This is a genomic window from Arthrobacter sp. 01L42 (assembly GCF_056400005.1).
Genome location: NZ_JBFTSL010000010.1, coordinates 127,372 through 153,362, shown reverse-complemented (window position 1 = coordinate 153,362; position 25,991 = coordinate 127,372). Strand labels below are relative to the sequence as shown.

Annotated in this window: 25 protein-coding genes and 1 riboswitch; of the genes, 12 read left to right on the top strand and 13 right to left on the bottom strand. The window is 67.8% G+C overall.

All coding sequences use genetic code 11. The annotated features are described in order from the left end of the window. The coding region (locus AC1DN2_RS11125; protein ID WP_476850366.1) for a DUF222 domain-containing protein at positions 1-876 on the top strand (876 nt) is incomplete at its 5' end. A 955-nt stretch (positions 877-1,831) separates the two neighbouring features. Here AC1DN2_RS11125 and AC1DN2_RS11120 read toward each other — a convergent pair. From AC1DN2_RS11120 to thiO, 3 genes are all read right to left on the bottom strand, one after another. Next, positions 1,832-2,656, bottom strand: a complete 825-nt coding sequence (locus tag AC1DN2_RS11120) for a thiazole synthase (RefSeq protein WP_476850365.1) — start codon at positions 2,654-2,656, stop codon at positions 1,832-1,834. Positions 2,657-2,661: 5 nt separating this feature from the next. Further along, positions 2,662-2,898: a sulfur carrier protein ThiS gene (thiS, locus tag AC1DN2_RS11115; RefSeq protein WP_476850364.1), complete on the bottom strand. Its 237-nt coding sequence runs from the start codon at positions 2,896-2,898 to the stop codon at positions 2,662-2,664. Then, a complete protein-coding gene (thiO, locus tag AC1DN2_RS11110; protein WP_476850363.1) occupies positions 2,895-4,205 on the bottom strand; it encodes a glycine oxidase ThiO in 1,311 nt (436 codons plus the stop codon). Before thiO ends, thiS begins: the two co-directional genes overlap by 4 nt. Beyond that, a riboswitch (TPP riboswitch) is annotated at positions 4,199-4,319 on the bottom strand. (Overlaps the previous gene by 7 nt.) A gap of 26 nt (positions 4,320-4,345) precedes the next feature. Here thiO and thiE point away from each other — a divergent pair. Continuing rightward, positions 4,346-5,044 (top strand): thiamine phosphate synthase, encoded by a 699-nt coding sequence (gene thiE / locus AC1DN2_RS11105; protein ID WP_476850362.1) that lies wholly within the window; start codon positions 4,346-4,348, stop codon positions 5,042-5,044. A 37-nt stretch (positions 5,045-5,081) separates the two neighbouring features. Here the strand turns inward: thiE and AC1DN2_RS11100 are convergent, their stop codons facing one another. Beyond that, positions 5,082-5,756: a ferritin-like fold-containing protein gene (locus tag AC1DN2_RS11100; protein ID WP_230008586.1), complete on the bottom strand. Its 675-nt coding sequence runs from the start codon at positions 5,754-5,756 to the stop codon at positions 5,082-5,084. Between the two features lie 38 nt (positions 5,757-5,794). On the opposite strand from AC1DN2_RS11100, the gene AC1DN2_RS11095 reads away from it, so the two are divergent. The 3 genes from AC1DN2_RS11095 (at position 5,795) to AC1DN2_RS11085 (ending at position 10,315) form a co-directional block, all read left to right on the top strand. Continuing rightward, a complete protein-coding gene (locus AC1DN2_RS11095) occupies positions 5,795-7,288 on the top strand; it encodes an RNB domain-containing ribonuclease (RefSeq protein WP_476850361.1) in 1,494 nt (497 codons plus the stop codon). A 382-nt stretch (positions 7,289-7,670) separates the two neighbouring features. Further along, complete coding sequence (locus AC1DN2_RS11090; protein ID WP_476850360.1) at positions 7,671-9,434, top strand: DEAD/DEAH box helicase; 1,764 nt, start codon at positions 7,671-7,673, stop codon at positions 9,432-9,434. 8 nt (positions 9,435-9,442) lie between these two features. Then, a complete protein-coding gene (locus AC1DN2_RS11085; RefSeq protein ID WP_476850359.1) occupies positions 9,443-10,315 on the top strand; it encodes a DNA-methyltransferase in 873 nt (290 codons plus the stop codon). 134 nt (positions 10,316-10,449) lie between these two features. On the opposite strand, the gene AC1DN2_RS11080 is transcribed toward AC1DN2_RS11085, so the two are convergent. Continuing rightward, positions 10,450-11,295, bottom strand: a complete 846-nt coding sequence (locus tag AC1DN2_RS11080) for a PHP domain-containing protein (RefSeq protein WP_230008367.1) — start codon at positions 11,293-11,295, stop codon at positions 10,450-10,452. A 123-nt stretch (positions 11,296-11,418) separates the two neighbouring features. Here AC1DN2_RS11080 and AC1DN2_RS11075 point away from each other — a divergent pair, with 123 nt between their 5' ends. Further along, positions 11,419-13,002 carry an aminopeptidase P family protein gene (locus AC1DN2_RS11075; protein ID WP_476850358.1) on the top strand — a complete coding sequence of 528 codons (1,584 nt, stop codon included), beginning with the start codon at positions 11,419-11,421 and terminating at the stop codon, positions 13,000-13,002. 112 nt (positions 13,003-13,114) lie between these two features. Here the strand turns inward: AC1DN2_RS11075 and AC1DN2_RS11070 are convergent, their stop codons facing one another. Beyond that, positions 13,115-14,011 (bottom strand): YflT domain-containing protein, encoded by an 897-nt coding sequence (locus tag AC1DN2_RS11070; protein WP_476850357.1) that lies wholly within the window; start codon positions 14,009-14,011, stop codon positions 13,115-13,117. Between the two features lie 77 nt (positions 14,012-14,088). Between AC1DN2_RS11070 and AC1DN2_RS11065 the strand changes: the two genes are divergently transcribed. Genes AC1DN2_RS11065 through AC1DN2_RS11055 form a run of 3 tightly spaced genes read left to right on the top strand, consistent with a single transcriptional unit; the run spans position 14,089 to position 17,322 of the window. After that, positions 14,089-15,372 (top strand): magnesium transporter MgtE N-terminal domain-containing protein, encoded by a 1,284-nt coding sequence (locus AC1DN2_RS11065; RefSeq protein WP_028275668.1) that lies wholly within the window; start codon positions 14,089-14,091, stop codon positions 15,370-15,372. Continuing rightward, on the top strand, positions 15,353-16,183 hold the full coding sequence (locus tag AC1DN2_RS11060; RefSeq protein ID WP_476850356.1) for a DUF1003 domain-containing protein: 831 nt from the start codon (positions 15,353-15,355) through the stop codon (positions 16,181-16,183). Before AC1DN2_RS11065 ends, AC1DN2_RS11060 begins: the two co-directional genes overlap by 20 nt. Positions 16,184-16,194: 11 nt before the next feature. Further along, the gene (locus AC1DN2_RS11055; protein WP_476850355.1) at positions 16,195-17,322 is read left to right on the top strand and encodes an Mrp/NBP35 family ATP-binding protein; all 1,128 of its coding nucleotides are present in this window, start codon (positions 16,195-16,197) and stop codon (positions 17,320-17,322) included. Positions 17,323-17,377: 55 nt separating this feature from the next. Here the strand turns inward: AC1DN2_RS11055 and AC1DN2_RS11050 are convergent, their stop codons facing one another. From AC1DN2_RS11050 to sigE, 3 genes are all read right to left on the bottom strand, one after another. Further along, on the bottom strand, positions 17,378-17,773 hold the full coding sequence (locus AC1DN2_RS11050; protein WP_476850354.1) for a twin-arginine translocase TatA/TatE family subunit: 396 nt from the start codon (positions 17,771-17,773) through the stop codon (positions 17,378-17,380). 81 nt (positions 17,774-17,854) lie between these two features. Next, positions 17,855-19,252 (bottom strand): hypothetical protein, encoded by a 1,398-nt coding sequence (locus AC1DN2_RS11045; RefSeq protein ID WP_476850353.1) that lies wholly within the window; start codon positions 19,250-19,252, stop codon positions 17,855-17,857. Between the two features lie 8 nt (positions 19,253-19,260). After that, entirely contained in the window at positions 19,261-19,914 is a 654-nt protein-coding gene (gene sigE / locus AC1DN2_RS11040) for an RNA polymerase sigma factor SigE (protein WP_079550334.1), read from the bottom strand. Positions 19,915-20,186: 272 nt separating this feature from the next. Here sigE and AC1DN2_RS11035 point away from each other — a divergent pair, with 272 nt between their 5' ends. After that, complete coding sequence (locus tag AC1DN2_RS11035) at positions 20,187-20,819, top strand: O-methyltransferase (RefSeq protein WP_018773821.1); 633 nt, start codon at positions 20,187-20,189, stop codon at positions 20,817-20,819. Positions 20,820-20,928: 109 nt separating this feature from the next. Here AC1DN2_RS11035 and AC1DN2_RS11030 read toward each other — a convergent pair whose 3' ends face one another. From AC1DN2_RS11030 to AC1DN2_RS11015, 4 genes are all read right to left on the bottom strand, one after another. Then, a complete protein-coding gene (locus AC1DN2_RS11030; RefSeq protein WP_079550332.1) occupies positions 20,929-21,096 on the bottom strand; it encodes a DUF3117 domain-containing protein in 168 nt (55 codons plus the stop codon). A gap of 253 nt (positions 21,097-21,349) precedes the next feature. Further along, complete coding sequence (locus AC1DN2_RS11025) at positions 21,350-22,771, bottom strand: hypothetical protein (protein ID WP_476850352.1); 1,422 nt, start codon at positions 22,769-22,771, stop codon at positions 21,350-21,352. Next, positions 22,768-23,124 carry a DivIVA domain-containing protein gene (locus tag AC1DN2_RS11020; protein ID WP_476850351.1) on the bottom strand — a complete coding sequence of 119 codons (357 nt, stop codon included), beginning with the start codon at positions 23,122-23,124 and terminating at the stop codon, positions 22,768-22,770. The genes AC1DN2_RS11025 and AC1DN2_RS11020 overlap by 4 nt, the downstream gene beginning before the upstream one ends. A 48-nt stretch (positions 23,125-23,172) precedes the next feature. Beyond that, positions 23,173-24,066, bottom strand: a complete 894-nt coding sequence (locus AC1DN2_RS11015) for an LOG family protein (RefSeq protein ID WP_476850350.1) — start codon at positions 24,064-24,066, stop codon at positions 23,173-23,175. Between the two features lie 213 nt (positions 24,067-24,279). Here AC1DN2_RS11015 and AC1DN2_RS11010 point away from each other — a divergent pair, with 213 nt between their 5' ends. Both AC1DN2_RS11010 and AC1DN2_RS11005 read left to right on the top strand, forming a co-directional pair. Further along, a complete protein-coding gene (locus AC1DN2_RS11010; RefSeq protein ID WP_028275678.1) occupies positions 24,280-25,035 on the top strand; it encodes an amino acid ABC transporter ATP-binding protein in 756 nt (251 codons plus the stop codon). Between the two features lie 58 nt (positions 25,036-25,093). Beyond that, complete coding sequence (locus AC1DN2_RS11005; protein WP_243180934.1) at positions 25,094-25,978, top strand: glutamate ABC transporter substrate-binding protein; 885 nt, start codon at positions 25,094-25,096, stop codon at positions 25,976-25,978. The last annotated feature ends 13 nt before the right edge of the window (positions 25,979-25,991 follow it).

Genomic DNA, 25,991 nt, shown 5'->3' with positions numbered 1-25,991 from the left:
CTGCTCCGCCAGCTCCAGGGCGCCTTCCTCCGCAAACCCCGGCACGGCCTGCAGCACCTGGAAATCTTCGCCACCACGGACCAGTTCGAACACCTGATCACCGTGATGAACACCGCCACCAACCCCCGCACCGGCCCCGACACCGGCCAGGGCACCGCCACCGGCAACACGGCGCAGGCCGGACCGGGCGAAGGCGGGGCGGGCGAGGGTGGGTCGGCGGATGCGCCAGGCCCCGCTGCGGAGCCCGCCACGGCCGAAGAGGACCCGTCGCTGCCGTCCCTGGACCTCCGCTCCCGGCCCCAACGGCTGCTCGACGGCCTGGTCGGCGCGTGCAAAGCGGCCCTCGCCACCGGAGGGCTGCCCGCCGCGGGCGGGCTCCGGCCCCAGGTCATGGCCACCATCGACTACCGCGACCTGCTCACCCGGCTCGGGACGACCGACTCCGAAAACGGGGCCACGGGATCTCTGATGTTCACCGGCCCAATTACTGCGTCCACGGTTCGCAAGCTCGCCTGCGACGCCGACATCATCCCCGTCGTCCTCGGCGGCGAGGGCCAGGTCCTGGACATCGGCCGCGCCTCCCGCATCTTCCCGCCCCACATCCGCAAGGCCATCACGGCCCGGGACCAGGGCTGCGCCTTCCCGCAATGCACCATCCCCGCCCCCTGGTGCGAGGCCCACCACATCACCTACTGGTCCCGCGGCGGAACCACCGGAACCGGCAACGGCACCCTGCTCTGCTCCCATCACCACCACGTGATCCACAAGGAACACTGGAGCATCCAGATGCGCACCGGCATCCCCTGGTTCATCCCGCCACCCCACCTCGACCCCGCCCGGACACCCCGCCGGAACACCTACTTCCGCCTGGAGTGACCCCGTGGCCGCCGCGTGACAGACGCCCTGACGGCAGGGTGACCGCGTGGCTCGAACGGCAGCGGCCCGGACGGCCGGGTGGAACAGATACTTCCGCCCCCACCAGTAGCGCCCCGCGGCGCTTACGGCTAGTCCCGCCGACACGTCACCGCCTCCACCGCGCGCAATATCGGCTGCGACTTCGACATGATCCCCGTCGTCCTCGGCGGCGAGGGCCAGGTCCTGGACACCGGCCGAATCTCTCCGCGTCCGGGGGCGAAGCCCACCCAATCACGTAGTAGTTCCGCGCCGGAACCACTGGGCTGGACAACGGGACAGGTCGATAATAAGAGCTCTGGGAGCGGTGGTTATTCCTCAGAGAATCTTGCGCCGAAGACTCACGATTGCAACGCAGTTAGGGCTGCGATAGTTTGTGCCTTGAACGACACAATCATGTGGAACCTGGGACGCCACTGTTAGGTGGCGCTCAAGTGTGGATATGAGCCACGCGCGTACTCTTTCAAGAAGGGTTTCGCTCGATGGCAAGCTGCACCAAGATCACCTACTCCACCCCCTGGCACGCGAACCGCGCGCTCAAGGAAATCATCCGGCAGGGCTCGTCATCTGGGGGCAAGTTGCCCGCGAGCGTATACCCATGCGGAGGCTGCAAGGAATGGCACCTGACCTCGAAAAGGGCAGCTGGAAAGGCAAAGAAGTGGCAACGCCATTCTTCGTGAAAGTTTCACCAGCGCGCTAATGGGACCCTGCGTACTCGCACAACCACGTGATCCACGAGGACTGTGGACCATCCGGATGCGGACCGACGGCATACCCGGTTCGTCCCCGCCGCACGTCGACCCGGCCGGGCCGGACCGGGCCGGGCCTACCGATGATCGCGCCGGCGCGTCATCAAGAGCAAGGGTGATCAGGAGGTCCGGCCGGCGCAACCAGATCAGCCCCGCCGGCCGAGCGGGCGTTAGAGGAACTCGGCCCGGCCTTCCATTGCCGAGGACGCCAATGCGTGTTCCCGCCGCGGGATCCTGCCGGCCGCTTTCGCCAGCCTGCCGGCGATGACGGCATGTTTGAAGGCCTCGCCCATGAGCACCGGATTCTGCGCACGGGTCACCGCCGTAGCCAACAGCACGGCGTCGCAGCCGAGTTCCATCGCCAGGGCAGCGTCCGAGGCCGTGCCGATCCCGGCATCCAGCACCACGGGCACGGACGCGCGCGAGACGATCAGCTCGATGTTGTGCGGGTTCAGGATGCCCAGTCCGGTGCCGATCGGGGCGCCCAACGGCATCACGGCCGTCGCGCCGAGGTTTTCGAGCCGGAGGGCAAGCACGGGGTCGTCGTTCGTGTAGGCGAAGACCTTGAAGCCTCGGGCCACGAGCTGTTCGGTTGCGTCCACGAGTTCGACGGCGTCCGGCAGCAGTGTGTGCTCGTCGGCAATGACTTCGAGCTTGACCCAGTCCGTTTCCAGGGCCTCCCGCGCCAGCTCGGCGGTAAGGACGGCGTCCTTGGCGGTGAAGCAGCCTGCCGTGTTGGGCAGTACCCGGATCTGATGGTCCTCGAGCAGCTGGAACAGCGAGCCCGTCTCCGCCGGCGAATAGCGGCGTATCGCCACCGTGGTCAGCTCCGTCCCGGACGCCACCAGCGCCGCCCCGAGCCCGTCCAGGCTCGGCGCACCGCCGGTTCCCATGATGAGGCGGGAGCCGAGCCTTACGCCGTCGACCACGAACGGATCGGCCACCGCACCGGTCATGGGGACGGCCTGTGCTCCTGCGAACGTCGTCTCGTTCATGCTGGTCATCCTCCTTGGACTGCCGTGACAAGTTCGACGTCGTCGCCGTCGGCGAGCGCCGTGGCGTGCCACTGGCTGCGCGGCACCACTTCGGCGTTGCGGGCGACGGCGACACCGAGCTTCCGCCCGTCGGCGGCGCGGCCGTCGGGGCCGATGCTCCGGCCAGTGAGCTGGCTGACGAGTGCGGAGACGGAGGCGCCGTCGGCGACGCTCTGATCCGTTCCGTTAAGTCGGATGTTCATGCTGCTTCCTTCTTAGGGCTGTCCCCGGACGTAACCGGGATGCGGGAAAAACGGTCGGGGCGGAACCCGGCCCAGCGCGGGTCCGGCGTGAAATCCATGAGTTGCCGGCACACGGCGGCAGCGGCGGGGGTCAGCAGGACGCCGTGCCGGAAGAATCCTGTGGCGATAATGAGTCCCGGGACGTCGCCGCCGTCCGCTTGTGCGACCCGCCCCAGCAGCGGGGCATTGTCCGGGGTTCCGGGCCGCGCCCGCGCCGTGGCTTCCAAAAGCTCCAGCTCGGCGACCGCAGGCACCAGCTGCTGGGCATCCCGCAGCAGCTGGTAAATGCCGCCGGCGGAAACTGCGTGCGGATCCGACGGTCCATCCTCCCGCTGGGTGGCCCCGATCACCACGGTGCCGTCCTGGCGGGGGACGATGTACACCGGGATGCCGCGCACCATGCCCCGCACGGTGGCCGTGAGCAGCGGTTGCAGATGCGGAGGCACGCGGAGCCGGAGGATGTCGCCGTAGACGGGCCGCAGCGGCAGCGCCAGCCCGGCCGGTAGCTCCTCGAGCGCGGCGGCGCCGAGCCCGTTGGCGACCACGGTCTCGGCAGCCCGCACGGTACCGCCGCCGGCCAACCGCACACCCGCCACCTGTCCGTCCTGCCACAGCAGTCCTGCCGCGCGCCGCCGGACGAAGCTGCCGCCTTCCGCACCGAGCACGCCGGCGAGCCGGGTGATCAGCAGGCGGGGGTCCACCTGGTGGTCGGCCGGGATGTCGAAGGCACACGAGATGCCGGGACTCAGGAGGGGCTCCCGGGTGCGCGCCTCGCGCACTGTCAGTGGCTCCACGGCCAGGCCGCATGCCTTCTGGACTTCCCTCAAGTCCGCGAGGGCGCGCCGGTCCGCCGCGTCGGCCCCCACCGCCAGGGTCGGCGTCGTTAAGTAGCCGGTACCCGCCGGGGAATCCGCGCCGGCGGCACCGGCGTCGAGAGCCGCAGCGAATCCTGGCCACAACCGGGAGGCCTCAAGCATCAGTTCCAGGAGCTGTTCCTCCTGGTAGTGCAGTTCACTCACGGGGGCCAGCATGCCGGCCGCGGCCCAGCTGGCTCCGCTGCCGGGAGCATCATCGATCAGGACCACGGATCGGCCCGAGCGGATGGCCTCGAACGCGATGCCATGGCCGATCACCCCGCCGCCGATCACGGCCACGTCGGCAGTCGTATCCCCCGCGGTGATTCCCTCTGCGGTACCGGGCCCTGTGTCACAAACCTGGGCGGCGGCGTCATTTGCGGCTCCGGCTGCACGGCCTGCTCGTGTGCCCATGAAAAATTCCTTCCCTACGCCGGTACTAGCCGGATCAGGTCAAGCGGTCGGCTCTGACGCCCTCTCAGCCGGGCAGCGGCGACATGGCTGCTGCGGGCTCCCGCGGTATGCGCCCAGTTTAGAGGAACTAGGCTGGTCCCATGAGCCAGGACCCTCTCCACACCACCGCCCGCCTCTATCTCTGCACCGACGCCCGCAGGGACCGCGGCGACTTCGAGGACTTTGTGGACGCCGCCTTCGCCGGCGGCGTGGACATCATCCAGTTGCGCGACAAGTCGCTCGAGGCCTCCGAGGAGCTGGAACTGCTGGAGGTCCTGCACACCGCGGCGCAGCGCCACGGGCGGCTGTGGGCCGTCAATGACCGGGCGGACATCGCCTCCCTGTCCGGGGCTCCGGTGTTCCATGTCGGTCAGAAGGACATTTCGCTCGACGCCGCCCGCGGCTTTCTCGGCAAGGATGCCGTGATCGGCCTGTCCACCCACAGCCCGAAGCAGGTGGACGCCGCCATCGCTGCCGCGCCAGGCCGCAAAGGGCTCGATTATTTCTGTGTGGGCCCCGTGTGGGCGACGCCCACCAAGCCCGGACGCGCCGCCGTCGGCCTCGATCTGGTGCGCTACGCCGCCCAGGCGATCGGCGGGGCGGACGCGGAGGGAACCGGCAAGGTCGACGAAAGCGTGCTGCCGTGGTTCGCGATCGGCGGGATCGACCTCAGTAACGTGGAGCAGGTAGTCGATGCCGGTGCCCGGCGGATCGTCGTGGTCCGGGCGATCACCGACGCCACTGATCCGGCCCACGCCGCCGGAGCCTTGCTGGCGGCGCTGGACGCCGCCGCATCCTAAGCAGGTCCCCAGCCCGTAATGCCGGCCGGCACTGAAACTATCCGGCGAGACCCAGCTCCGTCATCCGGCGCGCGTGATTCGCTGCAAGTTCGGCCGCCAGGCCATTGACCAGCGCCCGGGCGCCGGCGTCGTCCAGCCCCGACAGTCCGCCGAGGAACGCGTGCTCAGCGCTGACACGCTGGGCGTGGTTCAGTACTTCCCCCAGCAGACGCCTGGCCCACAACGCCAGGCGCGACGCCAGCCGGGGGTCATCGGCCAGGGCCGCCTTGATGCGCGCCTGCAGCACGGCCGTGGACTCACCGGTGGAGCGGACCTGCCCGATCAACTCACGGGTCGCGGCGTCGACGTACCGGCCCACGACGCCGTAAAAGTCCGCGGCGACCGTGTCGATCACGTAGGCCTTCATGAGGGCCTCGTACCAGTCCGACGGGCGCGTGCGTTCGTGGAAGTGGTCCACCGAGGGCTGGAACGGCAGCATGGCGGCCTCCGTATCCAGGCCCATGTGTTCGAGCCGGATTCGGACGAGTTCGTAATGCTGGAACTCGACCACCGCCATCCTGCCCAGCAACGCACGGTCATGCAGCGTGGGCGAATACCGGGCACTCGAGGACAGCCGCTCGAAGGCGGAAAGCTCGCCGTACGCCAAGACTCCCAGCAGGTCGGCAAGGAAGCTGTTGTAGAGGGCAGGATCGTCCGCAGTTGCGCTCATCATCCAAGACTAATAGCGGAAATCGGGCTACCCTGATTTTCGTGTCACATCATCGCCTGACCCCCAGTGTCCACGAGCAGCAGAACCAGCTTGCCGGGGCACTCAAGGCGTTGCGCACCACGCTGGAACTGCCCGGCCCGTTCCCCGAGGATGTGCTGCGCGACGCGGAGGCGGCGGTGGCCGAGCACAAGCTCCCGGACCTTGACCTCACGCACGTCGAGTTCGTGACTATCGATCCGGCATCGTCCACCGACCTGGACCAGGCCCTGTTTATCGAACGGAGCAACGGCGGCTACAAGGTCTTCTACGCCATCGCCGACGTCCCCTCCTTTGTCGCCCCGGGCGGGGCGCTGGACGCCGAGACCCGACGCCGCGGCCAGACCTTCTACACCCCGGACGGCCGGATTCCGCTGCATCCGGAGATTATCAGCGAGGCCGCCGGCAGTCTGCTCGCCGGGCAGCTGTGCGCGGCGTTCGTCTGGGAGTTCGAGCTCGACGCCGCGGCAGAGGTCGCCTCGGTCCTCGTGCGCCGGGCACAGGTCCGCAGCCGCGCGAAGCTCAACTACAAAGGCGTCCAGGCCCAGCTCGACGCCGGCACCGCGGCGCCCGTGCTGCAGCTGCTGAAAGAAGTAGGCCTCAAACGGGTGGAACTGGAACGACTGCGCGGCGGCGCGAGCCTGAACATGCCGGAACAGGAGATCCAGCAACTGCCCGACGGCGGCTACCGGATCGTAGCGGCCCCGCCGCTGCCGGTGGAGGACTGGAACGCCCAGATTTCACTCATGACCGGGATGGCCGCCGCGGCGCTCATGCTCCAGGGCAAAGTCGGCATCCTGCGCACCATGCCCGCCCCGGACGAGGCATCACTGCGCCACTTCCACCGGCAGACCCACGCCCTCGGCAAGCCCTGGGACGGGGAAATGCGCTACGGCGAGTACCTGCGGACCCTTGACCCGACGGACCCCCGGCAGCTGGCCATTGTGCATTCGGCCGGGATGCTCTTCCGCGGTGCCGGATACACACCCTTCGACGGCACAGTGCCCAACGCCGCCGTCCAGTCCGCCATCGGCGCGGCCTACGCCCATTCCACGGCACCGCTGCGGCGGCTGGTCGACCGCTTCGTGCTGGTAATCTGCGAGGCCCTGAGCAACGGCACCGAAGTTCCTGCCTGGGCCAGGGCCGCGCTGCCCTCCCTCCCGGCGATCATGGCTACCTCGGACCAGTTGGCGGCAAAACTGGAGCGGCTGGCGCTGGACACCGTTGAGGCGGCCCTGCTCGTCAACCACGTCGGCCAGGAATTCGACGCTGTCGTCATCTCCGGTCCCAAGCCGGCCAAGGGCACCAACGGCACCAGCAACGGCAACGGCGGGAAGACCAACGGCAACGGAAACGGCCCGTCCGGGATCGTCCAGATCGCCGAGCCCGCCGTGACCGCACGCTGCCCCGGCGAGCTGGAACCGGGCACCAAAGTCCGGGTCCGGGTGGTGTCCTCGGACATCGTCACGCGGGAAATCCAGTTGGAGCTCGTGGGCTGACGGCCGGCTATCGGTCCGTTGACGGCCCGCTGGCCGTCCTCACGCCGTCCCCACGCCGTCGCCAGCCAGCGCTCCCGGCCGCCCTCCCGGTCACTTCCCGAGGCGCAATCACCCGCCCAGTCGAGGATCCACGCCTTGTACAGCTAGACTGAAGAGGTAGAAATGGATGCCCGGTCGTTGATTTCCATGATTTTCGAATTCAACAAGCCCGCCCCTACGCGATCTTGAGATACACCCGCTGGTCCCCAGTGCCAGCATTTAGATAGCCCGCGATCGGCTTCCACTGGAATTGCTTGCGCGCCTGAGCGTGCTCCGGAACGGCCACCACGGCCGGCCCCGTTGAGCAAGCAGCGCAGCCCAAAATGAATAAGGAAACTCCCCTGTGAGTGAATTGCACACGCACCAGCTTCTGACCGATGAGTCCGGCACGGAGACCATCGAGCCCGAAGAGACCATCATCTCGGACGAAAAGCCGCACGAGATTGCCGAGAAGACCTTTGCCGACTTCAATGTCCGTGCCGACATCGTGGAGTCCCTGGCCGACGCCGGCATCACCCACCCCTTCCCGATCCAGGCCATGACCCTGCCGGTCGCACTGGCAGGGCATGACATCATCGGCCAGGCCAAGACCGGTACTGGCAAGACCCTCGGCTTCGGCATCCCGGCGCTGCAGCGCGTCGTCGGCCGCGACGACGCCGGCTTCGACAAACTGGCCGTTCCCGGCGCCCCGCAGGCCCTGGTGATCGTGCCTACCCGCGAGCTCGCCGTCCAGGTAGCCAAAGACCTCGAAAACGCCGCCAAGAAGCGCAACGCCCGCATCGCCACCATCTACGGTGGCCGCGCTTACGAGCCGCAGGTCGAGGCGCTGCAGAACGGCGTCGAGGTTGTCGTCGGTACCCCCGGCCGCCTGATCGACCTCTTCAAGCAGAAGCACCTGAGCCTGAAGAACGTCAAGATCGTTATCCTCGACGAAGCCGACGAGATGCTGGACCTCGGGTTCCTGCCGGACGTCGAGACCCTGATCGCCGGCACGCCCGCGGTCCGCCAGACGCTCCTGTTCTCCGCCACCATGCCCGGCCCGGTCATCGCCATGGCCCGCCGCTACATGACCCAGCCGACACACATCCGCGCGGCGGACCCGGACGACGAGGGCCTGACCAAGCGCGATATCCGCCAGCTGATCTACCGTGCCCACAGCATGGACAAGGTGGAAGTGGTGGCCCGCATCCTGCAGGCCCGCGGACGCGGCCGGACCATCATCTTCACCAAGACCAAGCGCACCGCCGCGAAGGTGGCCGAGGAACTGGTGGACCGCGGTTTTGCTGCGGCCGCCATCCACGGTGACCTCGGGCAGGGCGCCCGCGAACAGGCGCTGCGCGCCTTCCGCAACAACAAGGTGGACGTCCTCGTTGCCACCGACGTCGCCGCCCGCGGCATCGACGTCGACGACGTCACCCACGTGATCAACTACCAGTGCGTCGAAGACGAGAAGATCTACCTGCACCGCGTGGGCCGCACCGGCCGTGCCGGCAACAAGGGCACCGCCGTGACCTTTGTCGACTGGGACGACATGCCGCGCTGGGGGCTCATCAACAAGGCCCTCGGCCTGAGCTACCCCGAGCCCGTGGAAACCTACTCGTCCTCGCCCCACCTGTTCGAGGAACTCGACATCCCCGCAGGCACCAAGGGCCGGCTGCCGCGCGACAAGCGTGTGCTGGCCGGGGTCGACGCGGAGGTCCTCGAAGACCTCGGCGAGACCGGCAAGAAGAACTCGCGCACCAGCGCAAAGGACGGCGGAAGGGACGGCAGCCGCACGAGCAGCCGTGACGGCGCCCGTGAAGGCAGCCGCACGAGCAGCCGTGACGGCGCCCGCGAGGGCAGCCGGACCGGCGGACGTGACTCGCGCCGCAGCGGCACCGAAGCCGGCGGACGCTCCGGCGACCGCCGTCGCCGTCCCGCCGAGGCCGATGCCGCCACGGCGTCCACTGCGAACGGACAGGGACCGGAAGCTGCTGCCGCCGCGCCGGCGAAGGCCCCCACCGAGGTGGACCGGGCGACCCGTGCCCGGCGCCGGACCCGCACCCGCCGCCGCAACGGCGAGGTAGTGGCCGGCGGCGACGCACAGCCGAGCGGCGCCGAGGCCTAATCCCCTCCATGACTGACACCGTCTGGGCGCCGGACGGCAGCAACCTGGTGGTTCACGCGGACAACGCGGAATACCTCCCCACGCTGCCGGACGGCGCCTTCACACTGATTTACGTGGACCCGCCCTTCAACACCGGCCGGGTCCAGCGGCGCCAGGAAACCAGGATGGTGCTCAACGCCGGCGGCGAGGGTGACCGCGTCGGGTTCAAGGGCCGGTCCTACGACACCATCAAGGGCGCGCTGCACAAGTACGACGACGCGTTCAGCGACTACTGGTCCTTCCTCGAGCCCCGGCTCGTGGAGGCCTGGCGGCTCCTGGCCGACGACGGCACCCTGTACCTGCACCTGGACTACCGCGAGGTGCACTACGCAAAGGTCATGCTGGACGCGATCTTCGGCCGCGAATGCTTCCTGAACGAGATCATCTGGGCGTACGACTACGGTGCACGGGCCAAGTACCGCTGGCCCACCAAGCACGACAACATCCTCGTCTACGTCAAGAACCCGGCGAAGTACCACTTCGACAGCGCCGAGGTGGACCGTGAGCCCTACATGGCGCCCGGACTGGTGACCCCCGCCAAGCGCGAGCTCGGCAAGCTGCCCACGGACGTGTGGTGGCACACTATCGTTTCGCCGACCGGCAAGGAGAAAACCGGCTACCCGACGCAGAAGCCGGAGGGGCTGATCCGCCGCGTGGTTGCGGCCTCGAGCCGGCCGGGCGACTGGTGCCTGGACTTCTTCGCAGGTTCCGGCACGCTCGGGTCCGTGGCCGCGAAACTCGACCGCAGGTTCGTGTGCGTGGACCAGAACCAGCCGGCCATCGACGTGATGGCCAAACGCCTGGCCGCGCAGGCGCAGTTCACGTCTTTCCCGGCCCCCTGACCCGCCGCCCTCACCACGCCCCGCCGTTCCCGCCCGTTGCGCTATCACTTGTGGCGGCTATTCGGGTCCTGGGGGCCGCATAGGGACGCTAAGTGATAGCTCAACACGGGTCCAGGGTCTCAGCGGACTGGGTCTCAGCGCACCACGGACGAGCCCGTGCCCAGTTCCTCGATCCGGGCAAAAACTTCTGCGGAGGTCAGATTCTCGCCCAGCAGGTTCGGCTTTCCCGCGCCGTGGTAATCGGAGGACCCTGTGATCAGCAGGCCATAGCGTTCGGCGATGCGGCGCAGGAACGTCCGGCCCTCCTCGGGGTTGTCCCGGTGGTAGATTTCCAGGCCGGCCAGGCCGGCGTCGATCATCTCCCGGTAGGTCCCCTCCCCCACGATCCGGCCGCGGGCGGATGCCACTGGGTGGGCGAACACCGGGACGCCCCCGGCTGCACGGACCAGTTCGACGGCGAGCGCCGGCTCCGGCGCATAGTGCTGGACCCAGTAGCGCGAGCGTGCTGTGAGGATGGAACCAAAAGCCTCGGCCCGGTCTTCCACCACACCGGCCGCGACGAGCGCGTCGGCGATGTGGGGGCGGCCCAGGGTGGCCCCCGGCGCGACGTGGTGAATCACGTCGTCCCATGTCAGCGGGTAGTCCTCCGACAAAAGGGTGACCATCTTCTGCGCCCTCGTGTGCCGGGCGTCCTTGGACTTGGTGATTTCCTCAAGCAGTCCGGGATGCGCGGGGTCGTGGAGGTAGCTGAGCAGGTGAACGCTGATGCCTTCCGCGGTGCGGCAGGAGATCTCCATCCCCGGGACCAGCGCGACCCCGGCTTTCCGGGCGGCGACGGCGGCCTCCGCCCACCCGGCAGTGGAATCGTGATCGGTCAGGGCGACGACGTCGAGGCCCGCGGCGGCGGCGGACTCCATGACGCCGGCCGGCGCCTGGGTGCCGTCGGAAACGTTGGAGTGCGCATGCAGGTCGATCCTCACCTCACCAGCCTAGTAGATGGCAGGATCCAAAGCCTCTGCCCCGTAGTGCCGGGGCCCGGCAGCGGCCCTGCAGCGCGAGCGCGCCGTTGGCCTAAGCCGCGGCGCTGGTGAGACTATGGGACGGTGAACGATGCAGATAACACCCTAGTCTCCGCTTCCCAGCCCCTCGAAGAGCGCGTCAACAACCGCTCGCAGCGGCCCAGCTCCGACGCCTTCAAGGCCTTCATGGCCAGCAACTGGGCGCCGGCCTCGCAACAGCTCCCCGAGCGGGATGCCGTCGCGGGCCACGCCGCAGGCCGGCGCCGCTCCATCTCAGGCCAGTTCAAAGGTGAACGCCTGGTCATCCCCGCCGGCCCGCTGAAGGTCCGCTCGAACGACTGCGACTACCGCTTCCGGCCGCACTCCGCCTTCGCGCACCTCACCGGCCTCGGCCTGGACCACGAACCTGATGCGGTCCTGATCCTGGAACCGGTCGCGGAGGGCACCGGCGACGACGGCGGAAACCACCACGCCACGCTGTACTTCCGCCCGTTGGCCGGCCGCGACACCGAGCAGTTCTACGCCGATTCCCGCTCCGGGGAGTTCTGGATCGGCGCACGCCCGACCCTGGCCGAATTCAAGGCCAAGCTGGGACTGGACACGGCCGACATCGCCGAACTCGAACTGGCCATCACCAAGAATGTCGGTGCGCCGGAGATCGGCGGAATCTCCATCAGGCTGGTCCGCAAGGTTGACGAGAACATTGATGCCCTCGTCGACACTGCCCGCTACAACACGGCCAAGGACCCCGACAACCTCGACCTGAGTGTGCTCGACGCCCTGGACGAGAAACTCACAGAGGCCCTCTCGGAACTGCGCCTGCTCAAGGACGAGTGGGAAATCGAACAGATGAAGATCGCCGTCGCCGCCACCGTGGCCGGCTTCACGGAGGTGGTCAAGGCGATCCCGCGGGCGCTGACCCACCACCGCGGCGAGCGCGTCGTGGAAGGGGCGTTCTTCGCCCGGGCCCGCGAGGAAGGCAACGAGCTCGGCTACGACACCATCGCCGCCTCCGGCAACAACGCCACCGTGCTGCACTGGACCCGGAACACCGGCAAGATCAACGCCGGCGAACTGCTGCTCCTGGACGCCGGAGTCGAGGCCGACTCCCTCTACACCGCGGACATCACCCGCACCCTGCCGGCCAACGGCAAGTTCTCCGAGGTCCAGCGCAAGGTCTACGAGGCAGTGCTCGACGCCGCCGACGCCGGCTTTGCCGCTGCCCAGCCGGGCACGAAGTTCCGGGACATCCACACCGCGGCCACCACGGTGCTGGCCGAGCGGCTCGCCGAATGGGGCCTCCTGCCCGTCTCCGTCGAGGAAGCCGTGAGCACCGAGGGCCAGCAGCACCGCCGGTGGATGCCGCACGGCACCAGCCACCACCTCGGCCTCGACGTCCACGACTGCGCCCAGGCGAAGCGGGAACTCTACCTCGACGGCGTGCTCACGCCCGGCATGGTGTTCACGATCGAACCCGGCCTGTACTTCAAGAACGAGGACATCGGCATCCCCGAGGAATACCGCGGCATCGGCGTCCGGATCGAGGACGACATTCTCATGACGGCCGACGGGCCGGTCAACCTCAGCGCCGCACTGCCGCGCAAGGCCGACGACGTCGAGTCCTGGATGGCGGGCATCTACCTGGAAGCGGACGGCCAGACGCCGTAGGTCAGCCAGGCAGTAGACAGCAGTAGATAGCAGCAAGAAGGGAGCGTCCCGGCACCGGGACGCTCCCTTCTTGCTGCTATTTGCAGCTGTTTGCTGCTGTTTCCTGCCTGAATCAGTGCTGCTGGCCGTCCTGGCCTGCCGCGGGCTTCTCGCTGTCCGTGACCCTGACCCCGTACTGCGGGCGGCCGTCCGGGAGATCCGGATAGCTCACCCCGGAAACCCGGCCGGSCGGCCGGGCCGCCGCCTCCTCAGCCGCGGCCGCGGCCGGTGCCGTCGGAGCGGGGCCTGCGGGGCCCTCCTGCTGGGGTGCACCGCCCTGGTACTGTCCGGCGGGGTCTGCGCCGGTCTCCGGCGTTCTCTGGCCGTACGGGTCGTTCCAGCCCGCGGGGCGCTGCGGCGCATGGCTCTGCTGTCCCGGCTGCTGCGGGCCCGGCTGCTGCGGTGCCTGATGGCGGTAGTCCTGCTGCGCGAAACCGCCGGCTGCGGCACCGGACGCGTCATGCGCCGTCATGGGCAGCTGGTGGAGCAGGCGCCGCGCTTCGCCGGCGGCCTCGAAGGAGACCACGACGTCGTAATTGGTCGCCACCACCTGGCTGGTTGAGGTGAAGTCACGCTTGCCGCGCTGCATGGCGTACGTGACGATGCCAAACAGCATGAAGAACGCTGCACCCATCAGCACTGACGTCACAATCGAGAAATAACCGGGGGTTGTGGAGAAGAACGACAGCATGACGCCGACGAACAGGCCGAACCACATGCCGCTGAGGGCGCCGGAGAGGGCGACGCGGGGGTAGGTAAGCCGGCCGGTCACCCGCTCGACCATCTTCAGGTCATTGCCCACGATCGACACCATCTGCACGGGGAACTGCTGGTCAGCCAGGTAGTCCACCGCCTTCTGGGCATCCAGGTAGGAGTTGTAGGAACCGACAACGTCGCCTCTCGGGACGGTGCGTGCCTCGTCCAAGCCGTTGGGGGCACCGGCCCTGGGAGCACCAAAAATGTTTGACATATGCCCATTCTCACCCATCGGGCTGGTGTGCGGCTGGAAATTCAGCTAAAAGAGAGCAGACTCGGTAGCCTGTAGGGGTGAGCACGAATCTTTCGCGAGTGTTTGTCGCGCGCCTCCTCGGACTGGACGTCTTCGACCCATTGGGTGACCGTCTGGGTCGGCTGCGCGACGTCGTGGTGCTCTCCCGCGGAACCAGGGGCGCCCCGCACGTGGTGGGCATCGTCGTCGAGGTCCCCGGCAAGAAGCGCGTCTTCGTGCCGATGACCCGGATTACGTCCATAGACCAGACCCAGGTCATCTGCACCGGGCTGGTCAATCTTCGCCGTTTCGAACAGCGCGGCGCGGAAACCCTCGTGGTGGCCGAAATGTTCGACCGCCGGGTGACCCTTGCGGACGGCAGCGGCGACGCAACCATCGAGGACATCGCCATGGACCGGCACCGCTCCGGCGACTGGTTCGTCAGCAAGCTCTTCGTCCGCCGCGGCCACTCCCTCTCGCCCCTGAGCCGGCTGCGCCGCAATGAAACCCTCATCATCGACTGGGCCGATGCCCGGCAAGGCGCCAAGACCGAGCCCCAGGCCGCCACCCAGTTCGTGGCCACGCACGAGGACCTCAAGCCCGCCGACTTCGCCGAGGCCCTGCAGGAAATGAGCGACAAGCGCCGCTTCGAGGTTGCGAGCGAACTCCAGGACGAACGGCTCGCGGACGTCCTGCAGGAGATGCGCGAAGGTGACCAGGTGGAGATCCTCTCCGCCTTGGACGTCAACCGCGCCGCCGACGTCCTCGAGGAGATGGATCCGGACGACGCCGCCGACCTCCTCGCCGAACTCCCCAGCGCCCAGGCTGAAGAACTCCTGCAGTTGATGGAACCCGAAGGCGCCGAAGACGTCCGCCGCCTGCTCGAATACGACGAGGACACCGCCGGCGGGCTCATGACGCCCGTGCCGGTGATCCTGCCCCCGGAAGCAACCGTCGCCGAGGCACTCGCGCACGTACGCCGGGAGGAACTCTCCCCCGCCCTGGCGTCGTCGATCTTCGTCGCCCGGCCCCCGTTGGAGACGCCGACGGGACGATTCCTCGGCGTCGTCCATATCCAGCAGCTCTTGCGCTTTCCGCCGCCGGAGCCGCTGGGCAATCTGGTGGACAAAAGCCTGGAGCCGGTCTCCGACCAGGCCCACATCAGCGAGGTCGCCCGCGCGCTGGCAACGTACAACCTCAACTCGCTTCCAGTTGTCAACGATGACGGACGGCTTGTGGGGGCGGTGACTGTTGACGACGTGCTTGATCATCTGTTGCCGGACGACTGGCGCGCCCACGAGGACGATGCCCCGATAAGAAAGCTTGGAGGCCGCATTGGCTGATCCCACAGCACCACGGACCTCCAATGTCCGCCCTGGCGGCAGGACCACCGGCGGCCTCGACACGCCACTAAGCGGCCGGCAGCGTATCCTGCCCAACTTCCGTCCCGACCCGGACGCCTTCGGCCATGCCACGGAAGGCTTCGCCCGTTTCATGGGCACCCCCGCGTTCCTGATGTACATGACGGTGTTCTGCTTGTTCTGGCTGGGCTGGAACACGTGGGCGCCGGAGGAATGGCAGTTCGATTCACGGGCGCTGGGCTTCACGCTGCTGACCCTCATGCTGTCCCTGCAGGCCTCCTACGCCGCGCCCCTGCTGCTGCTGGCCCAGAACCGCCAGGACGACCGCGACAAGGTCTCGCTGCAGCAGGACCGCCAGCGGGCCGAGCGCAATCTTTCCGACACTGAATACCTGACCCGGGAACTTGCGTCCCTGCGCATCGCGCTGCGCGAGGTCGCCACCCGCGATTACGTCCGCGCCGAGCTCCGCAGCCTGCTGGAGGACATGCTGGAGGCCCAGGAGGAACTGCGCACCCACGATCCTTCCGCCGGCGCCCACGAGACCCCGCGGGAAAAGGTCAAGGAAAAGATGAAGGAGCGGCGCGACAAGCAGCGCAGCCCCCGGACCCAGCAAATCCCCCGGGTAAAAGCCGGCGGCAAGCGCGATGACCCGGCGAGGGACCGTGCGCAGGGCTCTTCGCAGGACCCGACAGGAAACCCTTCGGGGAAACTGCCGAACCCGTCGGCGAACCACTCCGGGGCCGCGGCCGATCCCACCCGCCAGCCCGCACACCGCACCATCCCCGAAAGCTGAGCATCGCCCGCATGAGCACCCCGCTGGAACAGGCAGTGCACGGCGCACTTGCCACCGTGATCGACCCAGAGCTCCGCCGCCCCATCACCGAGCTCGGCATGGTGGAGTCCGTTGAGATCGGCGACGGCGGCCGCGTGCGGATCGCGGTGCTGCTGACCATCGCGGGCTGCCCGCTGCGCGGAACCATCACGGCGGACACCGAGGCTGCCCTGTCCGCCGTCCCGGGCGTCACCGGCGTGGACGTGGACCTCAAAGTCATGACGCAGGTCCAGCGCGACGCCCTCAAGGAGCAGTTGCGGGGCGCCGGCGCCCAGCGCGGCATCCCGTTCAACGCGCCGGGCTCGCTGACCAAGGTGTACGCCGTCGCCAGCGGGAAGGGCGGCGTGGGCAAGTCCTCGGTCACTGTCAACCTGGCGTGCGCCCTGGCCGCCCAGGGGCTCCGTGTGGGGATCGTGGACGCGGATGTGTACGGTTTCTCCGTTCCGGCGCTGATGGGCATCACACAGGCCCCCACGCGGGTGGACGACATGATCCTGCCGCCCGTGGCCTACGGGGTCAAGGTCATCTCCATCGGCATGTTCGTCACCGGGAACCAGCCCGTGGCGTGGCGGGGCCCGATGCTGCACCGGGCGCTGGAGCAGTTCCTCACCGACGTCTACTTCGGCGACCTCGACGCCCTCTTCCTGGACCTGCCCCCCGGCACCGGCGACATCGCGATCTCCGTCGCCCAGCTGCTGCCCAAGGCGCAGATCCTCGTCGTGACCACCCCGCAGGCGGCCGCCGCGGATGTTGCCGAGCGGGCGGGTGCGATCGCCACCCAGACGGGCCAGACCGTGGCCGGCGTCGTGGAAAACATGTCCTACCTTGAAATGCCCGACGGCGGCAGGATGGAACTGTTCGGCAGCGGCGGCGGCGCCGTGCTCGCCGGGCGCCTCTCGGCCACCGTGGGTGAGGACGTGCCGCTGTTGGGCCAGATTCCGCTCGAAGTCCTGCTGCGTGAGGGTGGGGATTCCGGAGTGCCGCTGGTGCTGGGCCGTCCGGAGACGCCTGCGGCCGTGGCCTTGGCGGGGATCGCCGGCAGGCTGGCGTCGGTTCCCCGCGGCCTCAAGGGCATGCCGCTGGGTCTGCAGCCCCGCTGACAGCGCCGGGCCGCATCCCTGCGCAGGCACTGCGGCAGGCCCGCCGCGGGAAGTCCTAGGTCGCCTCTGAGTCGAAGGGTGCCGGTTCGCCCTCGGGCAGCCGCTCGAGCACCCGCTCGGGGCGGTGCGCGGCGACAGCAGTCGCGGCAGCGGCCGTGGAGACCGTTGCCGGTGCCCCGGCGCTCATCGGCTTGGTGTCATCGTCAAGGAGCGCTTCCCTGATGATCCGGCGGGGATCGTACTGGCGCGGATCGTACTTCTTCCAGTCGACCTCATCGATGTCGATGCCGACTTCTTCCTTGATCTGTTCCCGCGCACCTGACGCCATCCGGCGCACTTCCTTGACAATATTGGCAAGTTTTTGGGTGTATTCGGGCAGCCTGCTGGGACCAATCACCAGAAGGCCGATGATCAGCAGAAGTAAGAACTCCGGTCCATTGATTCCAAGCACTTTAGGAAGGTTACCCTCTCGCTCGGGCTGGCGACGATTCCGCGAAGTCCGTATGCCGGCCATGTCCGGCCCGTCCCTGCCTCACGGTGCCAGGTGCTCCAGAATTCGGCTCAATCCGCGCTCGATCCGTTCCGGAATTCCGTTGTGCGAGGCAGGCACGGGAGTGCGACTGCTGACCCGGGTCAGCGCGGCAACGCCGTCGTACGCCTGCTCGGCCGGCAGGTCCGAAATGTACGTGTATGTCGCCGCCGACGTCTGGTAGATGGCCCGGTAGGGCGGGGCGGGGTTGACCCAAAGAAAGCCATACCCGGGTTCGGGGGCGGCCGACGGCGTGCCGGCCTTGGCCGGGATAAAGCCGTCAGCCACGGCGGCGTGTCCGGTCAGCACGTTGATGGGCGAATCTTCGGCCCGTGCGGGTGCGGGGGGCGCCGCGGGCGCCCGCGTCGAAGCGTGCTGCTCAAGGACCGTGGCGAAGTGCCGGCCATCCGTGAGGCGAAGTTCCAGGACCTCGTCCCCGGAGATGACGCCGGCACGGGCCCAGATGAGGTGGAATCCGAGCTCGCGCAGCTCCGGACATGTCCACCCCTGCGACCGGAACGCAGCAAGCTCACCGGTGTTCAGCGTCCCGGCAGGGGTGAAGTCGGGCTCGCCGCCGAGGCCGAACGCAACACGGGGCCCGGTTCCCTCAGCGCCGGGGACGCCCGATCCGCTGGCGTCGAACAGCTCCGTTGCACCGAGCGGCTCACCGCTGCCGGGCAGCCCGGGGGCATCCGGGTGGGCGAGGGTGGCAGTCCCTGCGCCCTCGGCGGGGACCGCGTCGTCGCCTCCCATGACGTACGCGGTGCCGGTCATGAGGGCTAAAGCGGCGACGGCTCCGCCGACAGCAAGCACCGGCAGGCGCGGGCCGCGGCGACGGGCGCCGTGTGGACCCGCGGCGGCGGCGCGACCGGCGACCGGTCCCGTCGTCCCTGGCCGACCCGGCACGGGGTGTCCTGCCGGGAACCGGTCCGAGGGCCGCGGACGATGGCCGGCCCCGGCGGCGTCCGCCGCGCCCGGCCGTTCCGCTGCATCCAATACGTCCGCTGTGTCCGCCGGGTCGGGGCGTTCCGCCATGGCCCGTTCCGGAGCTGAAGGTGCCGAAGGTGTAGGAGCCGTAGGTGCCGGAGCTGTAGCTGCAGGCACCGCAGCTTCCGGGGCTGTTTGTTCCCGCTCCGCTTCGGCTGTCCGTTCCGCGGCCGCCCGTTCCGCGGCCAGCTGACCGGTCCGTGCCAGGAGCCGTGCAGTCAGGTCCTCACTGGCCTCGGGCACGGCGGCGCCGCGGAGCTTCTCGAGGTACTGGCGTTCGCGCTGTTGCCGGGCGCGGCATTCGGCACACGATTCCACGTGGTCGTGGCGGCCGGCGGCCCATTTCCGGGTAGCCCCGGGCCCGCCCCAGAACCTGCAGCCTGGTGCTCCCAGCAGCCGTCTCAGCAGACCCATTGACCGGTTCAGAGGAGGCCGGCGATGCGCGGCATCTTGAGCCTCGGCTTGAGGGACTGCTTGGCCGGCTGCGCCGGGCGCGGGTCGCGGTGCGCGAGCTTTTCACGGAGCATTGTCCGGCCGCGGTGAATCCGGGACCGGACGGTCCCGAGTTTGATGTCCAGCGCGGCGGCGACTTCGTCGTAGGAGAGCCCTTCGAGGTCGCACAGCACGACGGCGGCGCGGAAGTCGGGCGGAAGTTCCTCGAGCGCTGCCTGGACATCGACGTCGAGGTTGTTGAATTCGAAGCTTTGCTCCGGCCCTGGCTCCCGGCCCGGCAGCCGCGACTCGGCGTCGTCGGCCAACGCATCAAAGCGGATCCGGCTCTTGCGCCGGGCCTGGTCCAGGAACAGGTTGGTGGTGATCCGGTGCAGCCAGCCATCGAGCGTGCCGGGCTTGAAGTTCTCGAGCGAACGGAAGACCCGCACGAACACCTCCTGGGTGAGGTCCTCGGCGTCGTACTTGTTTCCGGTCAGACGGTACGCAAGGCGGTAGACCTTGGCGGAGTGGTTCGTCACCACTTCCTCCCAGGTCGGCCGGACCCATTCGGCTTCCGCCGCGGTCCGGGACTGGCCGGTTGAATCTGTTGCCTCTGTTGCCGGGACAGGTGCCAGAATCGACATCGTCCACTCCCCTCGTGGATGGTACCTACGCCTGAATTGTGCCTGCTTGCACAGGTTCCTGCACCCTTCATTCGACGCCGATCACCACGCGGATGAGCGGATACCCATCATTTCAAAATAAGCTGGGAATTTCCTGATCCACCGCGGTCTTCCGCCGAAGGCAGAACGACCCCCTCCGGCCGGGGCCACGGTGCTGCCGCTTCCGCGTCCCGTCCCGCCGGACACAGTACGCTGTAGGGAACACTCCCCTGCCGCCCAGAAAGCGATATCCCATGAGCGCCGATAAGTCCACGAGCTGGTCCTATGCAGAAGATCTGCCTGCCGAGGATGAGGTCCTGTTGCACGCGCGCGAACGGTCCTTCGAGCTTGGCGTGACCCCGATCGGCCCCGGCGTGGGCGCCGTGCTGACGGTGCTGGCGGCGGCGTCCAAGGCACAGACCGCCGTGGAGATCGGCACCGGCGCAGGCGTGTCCGGCGTGTGCATCCTGCGCGGGCTGGGTCCGCAGGCTGTCCTGACCACTATCGACGTCGACGTCGAACACCTCAAGGCAGCGCGCGAAGCGTTCCAGGAGGCCGGCAGCCCCGCCAACCGCACCCGCACCATTTCGGGCCGGGCCGGGGATGTCCTGCCCCGGCTTACGGACGGCGCCTATGATCTCGTCTTCATTGACGCGGACAAACCGAACTACCCCAGTTACGTCGAACAGGCCGTGCGGCTGCTCAAATCCGGCGGGCTGCTGATCGTCAACGATGCCCTCGACAAGGACCGGGTCGCGAACCCGGCCGCCCGGGAGGCCACCACCGTGGTGTTGCGCCAGATCGGCAAGTCCATCCGCGACGACGACCGTCTCGCTTCCGCCATGCTGCCCACCGGAGACGGCCTGCTGATCGCGGTGAAGAAGTAGCAGTCAGGATTCACTAGCCCGGGTGCAGGGGCGGGCGCTGACAGCAAAGGGCGGGGTCCGCAGCCTGGTGGCCGGGACCCCGCCCTGTTGCGAAGCTCTTGGCGTGACGCTATTCGGTGACGCCGACGAGGCATTCCTTGAGGTTCGTCGCCTCAGCGGCATTGAGTTCGACTACAAGCCGCCCCCCGCCTTCGAGCGGAACACGCATGATCAGGCTTCGTCCCTCTTTCGTCACTTCCATAGGGCCGTCGCCGGTGCGTGGTTTCATTGCCGCCATAAGGAATATCCCCTCCATTAGTCCCTGACATACCAGCCCGGCCGGGCTGCGTCCGCTTGGCCAATCAAGCCGTCCGGCAGCGCTCCAGGAGGCTGCCGTGACCGGCAAACTCACAAATAAACCGCTTACAAACTGTGTGCTTCTTGTCCTTGCTTATCCTCTATTATCGCGTAACAATGCGCCCGTAGCTAATCGTTGGACTTTCCAGCGCGTCCCGCCAGGCCGGGCCGGCGCCGCGAAATGGTGCTGTGCGTCACGGCGGGTAGTCCCCTCCGCCCGGCAGTTGCGCCCACGCCCACAGCCACACAATCCAGACGATCTGCAGCAGCACGAACATGACCACCACGGTGCCGCGGTAGGCGCGGGAACGCGAGAGAAGGGCGGCGCTGAGGGCGAGCGGGAACAGCGGCAGCAGCATCCTGAACGTGCTGGTCTGGGGGTGCAGGAAGACCAGCAGGTAGCCCATATAGCAGCAGCACCAGAGCCTCAGCTCGGTTCCCAGGGCGACGACCGGCCGGGACATCATCAGCAGCGTGAACGCGGCAACGAACACGAAGGGAGCCAGCACGCCGAAGGTCGGCCCGAACAGCATGATGCCGGCGTCGAACCATGGCTTGAACGGCACCAGGTCATCGCCGCGCCATGCGGTTTCGGTCTTGGTGTACGCGCCCGGATCGCCGGTCGCGGCCCAGGCGATGGCCGGCCACAGCAGGGCACCGATGCCGCTGACGGCGGTGAGCCCGCCCAGTGACCACAGCTCGGCTTTGCCGGGGAGGGCGAGGCCGTCCCGGCGCTGCACTGTGACGCCCTGTGTCGCGGGGCTCTGGTTCGCGAGGTGTTGTGCCGTGGCTTGTTGTGCCGGGGGATGCTGAGCAGTACGGGTCTGCGCAGCACGGGTTTGCGCAGCACTGGTTTGCGCAGTACGGGTTTGCGCAGTGAGGCGCTGCCAGAGACGGTAGAGCAGCAACAGGCCCATCATCGCGGCAAACGGAACCCCGGTAGGCCGGGAAAGGCACATCAGGACCACAACGGGCATGGCCCACAGGTACCGGCGCTCCATGACAAGCAACAGCGCGGCGCCGAGGAGCAGCAGGTTGAGGGATTCGGCGTAGGGCACCTGCAGCACCGGCGCCACCGGGAAAGCCGCTAGGAACACGGTCCCCCAGAGCGCCGTGCGGTGCGTGGCCCGGTGCCGGAAAATTCTGTACGCCACAAGGGCTGCACCCACACCGGAGACCAGGGCGATGGCCGTCAGGGACCACGCCGGGCCCGTGCCTGTCAGCCCGGACACCACCCGGCCCAGCACCGGAAACAGGGGGTAGAAGGCCCACGTGTTCTCCTGGACGGTGCCGGCGTCGTCGGTCGGCAGAAGCGCCGGATACCCCGCCTGCAGCGCTTGGGCGTACCAGCGGGCATCCCAGATATTGATGAAGTTCCAGTAGTCGGGCTTGGCGGGAAACCACGGATTCACGCCCTGGTGCAGGGCGGCGGCCATGAAGATGCAGGCGCTGACCAGCCTGGCGGCGATGTAAAGTCCGGCCACCTGCGCCCACCAGGGCCACCGCGCCATCGCGGCGCCCGCGGCGGCGATGCGGCTCCACAGGGCCGCGTTCAACCCCTGGGGCTTCCGGGCCTCAGGCGCCGCGACGGTCTTCGGGTCTTCCACGCGGCTCACGGACGCTGTTCGGTCGGCGGACGGAGGCGCTCCAGTTCCTTCCCGAGTGCCTCGATCTCCTGGTCCTTGGCGGTGATCTGCTCCCGCAGGTCATCCAGGACCTGATCCACCTGGTCCATCCGGTAGCCGCGGAGTCCGACGGCGAAGCGCAGACGGTCAATGTCCGCCGCGGCCGCGCGCTCGGGCAACAGGACCGGCGGCAGGGATGCGACCGGCTCGTCGAAACCGTCGTCAAAGGAACCGCCCGCACCGCCGTCCCGGCGGCGACGGAAGATCTTCGGTGCCAGGCCGGTGCCCAGGAGGACGGCGACGCCGATCAGCACAATCGCCAGGAAAACCAGGAAGAGACTCACTAGACCATCGTGCCAGAAGCCGGACGCCGGAGCGCTCAGGCGGACGGATCAGCCCCGCGTTCCCTTGATGTTTGCCGTGCCGGTCCCGTTGGTGGAGCCGCCGTTCGGGTTCCGGTGGCGGGCGGCGCCTTCCACGACCAGCTCGACGGCCCGCGCGGGGTCGTCCACCACCTGCACGAGGTCCAGGTCCTCGGCCGAGACCATTCCCTCCGCGACGAGCGTGTCCCGGACCCACTCGAGCATGGGGCTCCAGAAAGCGGTTCCCACCAGGACGATCGGGAAGGAAGTGACCTTGCGGGTTTGGACCAGGACCATGGCTTCGAAGAGCTCATCCAGGGTGCCGAGGCCGCCGGGGAGCACGATGAAGCCCTGGGCGTACTTGACGAACATGGTCTTGCGGGCGAAGAAGTACCGGAAGTTGATGCCCAGGTCCACCCACTGGTTCATGCCCTGTTCGAAGGGCAGTTCGATTCCGAGCCCCACGGAGACGCCGTTGCCCTGCACGGCGCCCATGTTGGCGGCCTCCATCGAGCCGGGGCCGCCGCCCGTGATCACGGCCAGTCCGGCCTCGGCCAGCCGGCGTCCGACCTCGACGCCGAGCTCGTAGTTCGGGCTCCCCGGCACGGTGCGGGCGGAACCGAAGACGCTGACTGCCGGACCGAGATCGGCCAGCGCGCCGAATCCTTCCACGAACTCGCTCTGGATCCGCAGCACGCGCCAGGGGTCGGTGTGGACGAACTGTCCCGGCCCTTTGGTGTCCAGCAAGGTCTGGTCGGACATCGTGACCTTGGCGGCCTTGCGGCGCAGCTCAAGCGGACCCTTGTGGCGGATCCCGTTGGGCGCCGGTGTGCTCCGGGCCTCCCTTGCCGGCTTTCCGCCGGGATTCTGTTCCGGGTTCTGTTCGGCGTTCTGCTTGGGGCCGTGCTGCGGATCGGTACTCATGCCCATAGGCTAGCGCGGAACTCGGCCGCCGCCGCGTCGGCGCGTCGGCGCCGCACGGCCGCAGCCGCCTGCCGAGGCCGTATGCCGAGGTCAACGGCGAATGTCCGACGCAGTCCAACAAGGGGCCTGACGTGCAGGTATCTCTTGAATCACGATCTGCACCAAAATGAGTGATTGCCGTCATATCTGGTCAATCTTCGCTAGATTCGTACTATGACTACTCAAGTGCCCGGCGATGCCCTCGTCTCCCTGAAGGCCGTGAACAAGCATTACGGCCAGCTGCACGTCCTGAAGGACATCAACCTGAACGTCCGCAAGGGTGAAGTTGTTGTTGTCATCGGCCCCTCGGGTTCCGGCAAGTCGACGCTCTGCCGCGCCATCAACCGCCTCGAGACCATCGACGACGGCGACATCAAGATCGATGGCAAGGAACTGCCCGAGGAGGGCAAGGAACTGGCCAAGCTGCGCGCCGACGTCGGCATGGTCTTCCAGTCGTTCAATCTGTTCGCCCACAAGACCATTCTGGAAAACGTCACCCTCGGCCCCATCAAGGTCAAGGGCGTTGCCAAGTCCGAGGCCGACAAGGACGCCATGGCCCTCCTGGAGCGCGTCGGCGTCGGGCATCAGGCCCCCAAACTTCCGGCCCAGCTCTCCGGCGGCCAACAGCAGCGCGTTGCCATCGCCCGTGCCCTGGCCATGAAGCCCAAGGTGATGCTCTTCGATGAGCCCACCTCTGCCCTCGACCCGGAAATGATCAACGAGGTCCTGGACGTAATGGTCCAGCTCGCCAAAGAAGGCATGACGATGATCGTGGTCACCCACGAGATGGGATTCGCCCGCAAGGCGGCCGACCGCGTCGTGTTCATGGCCGACGGCCAGATCGTTGAGGACGCGACCCCCGAGGAATTCTTCAACAACCCCAAGAGCAGCCGGGCCAAGGATTTCCTGTCCAAGCTGCTGACACACTGACCGACTACGTTTTCGCACCCTGGCTGCCGGACGGCGGCCGCCCAATGAAAGGAATGTCATGATGGCATTTTTGACCCGAAGGAAATCCCTTCTGGTTGCCGCTTCCGCAGCACTGGCACTCAGCCTGAGCGCCTGTGGCGGCAGCTCCTCCACGACCACCAACCCGCCCGTAGCCGAGAAGCCGAGCTTTCCCGCCGATTCCACCATGGCCAAGCTTTCCTCCGCGGGCAAGATCACCATCGGCACCAAGTTCGACCAGCCGCTCTTCGGCCAGAAGGGCCTCGACGGCAAGCCCGTCGGCTTCGACGTCGAAATCGGCAAGCTGATGGCTGCCAAGCTGGGCATTCCCGCCGACAAGATCGAGTGGGTCGAAACTGTCTCCGCCAACCGCGAGCAGTTCCTCAAGCAGGGCAAGGTGGACATGATCGTCGCCACCTACACCATCAATGACAAGCGCAAGGCCGAAGTCGACTTCGCCGGACCGTACTACGAGGCCGGACAGGCGCTCATGGTGAACAAGGACAACAACTCCATCACCAAGCCCGAAGACGTCAAGGGCAAGAACGTCTGCTCCGTGACCGGCTCCACGCCAGCCTCGACGATCGTGGAGAAGTACGGAGCCGTCCTGGTTCCGGCCGCGACCTACTCAGCCTGCCTGGAACCGCTGCGGAACCACCAGGTTGAAGCCGTCACCACCGACAACGTCATCCTGGCCGGTTTCGTGTCCAAGGAACCGGACGCCTTCAAGCTGGCATCGGATCAGACCTTCACCAAGGAGCCCTACGGCATCGGCCTGAAGAAGGACGACACCGCCTTCCGCACGTGGGTCAATGACCAACTGGAGGCCTCCGACAAGGACGGGTCCTACAAGAAGGCCTGGGAAGACACGGCCGGCACCGTCATCAAGACCACGCCCGCGCTTCCCACGATCGACCGCTACTAGCCGCCACTCCCGT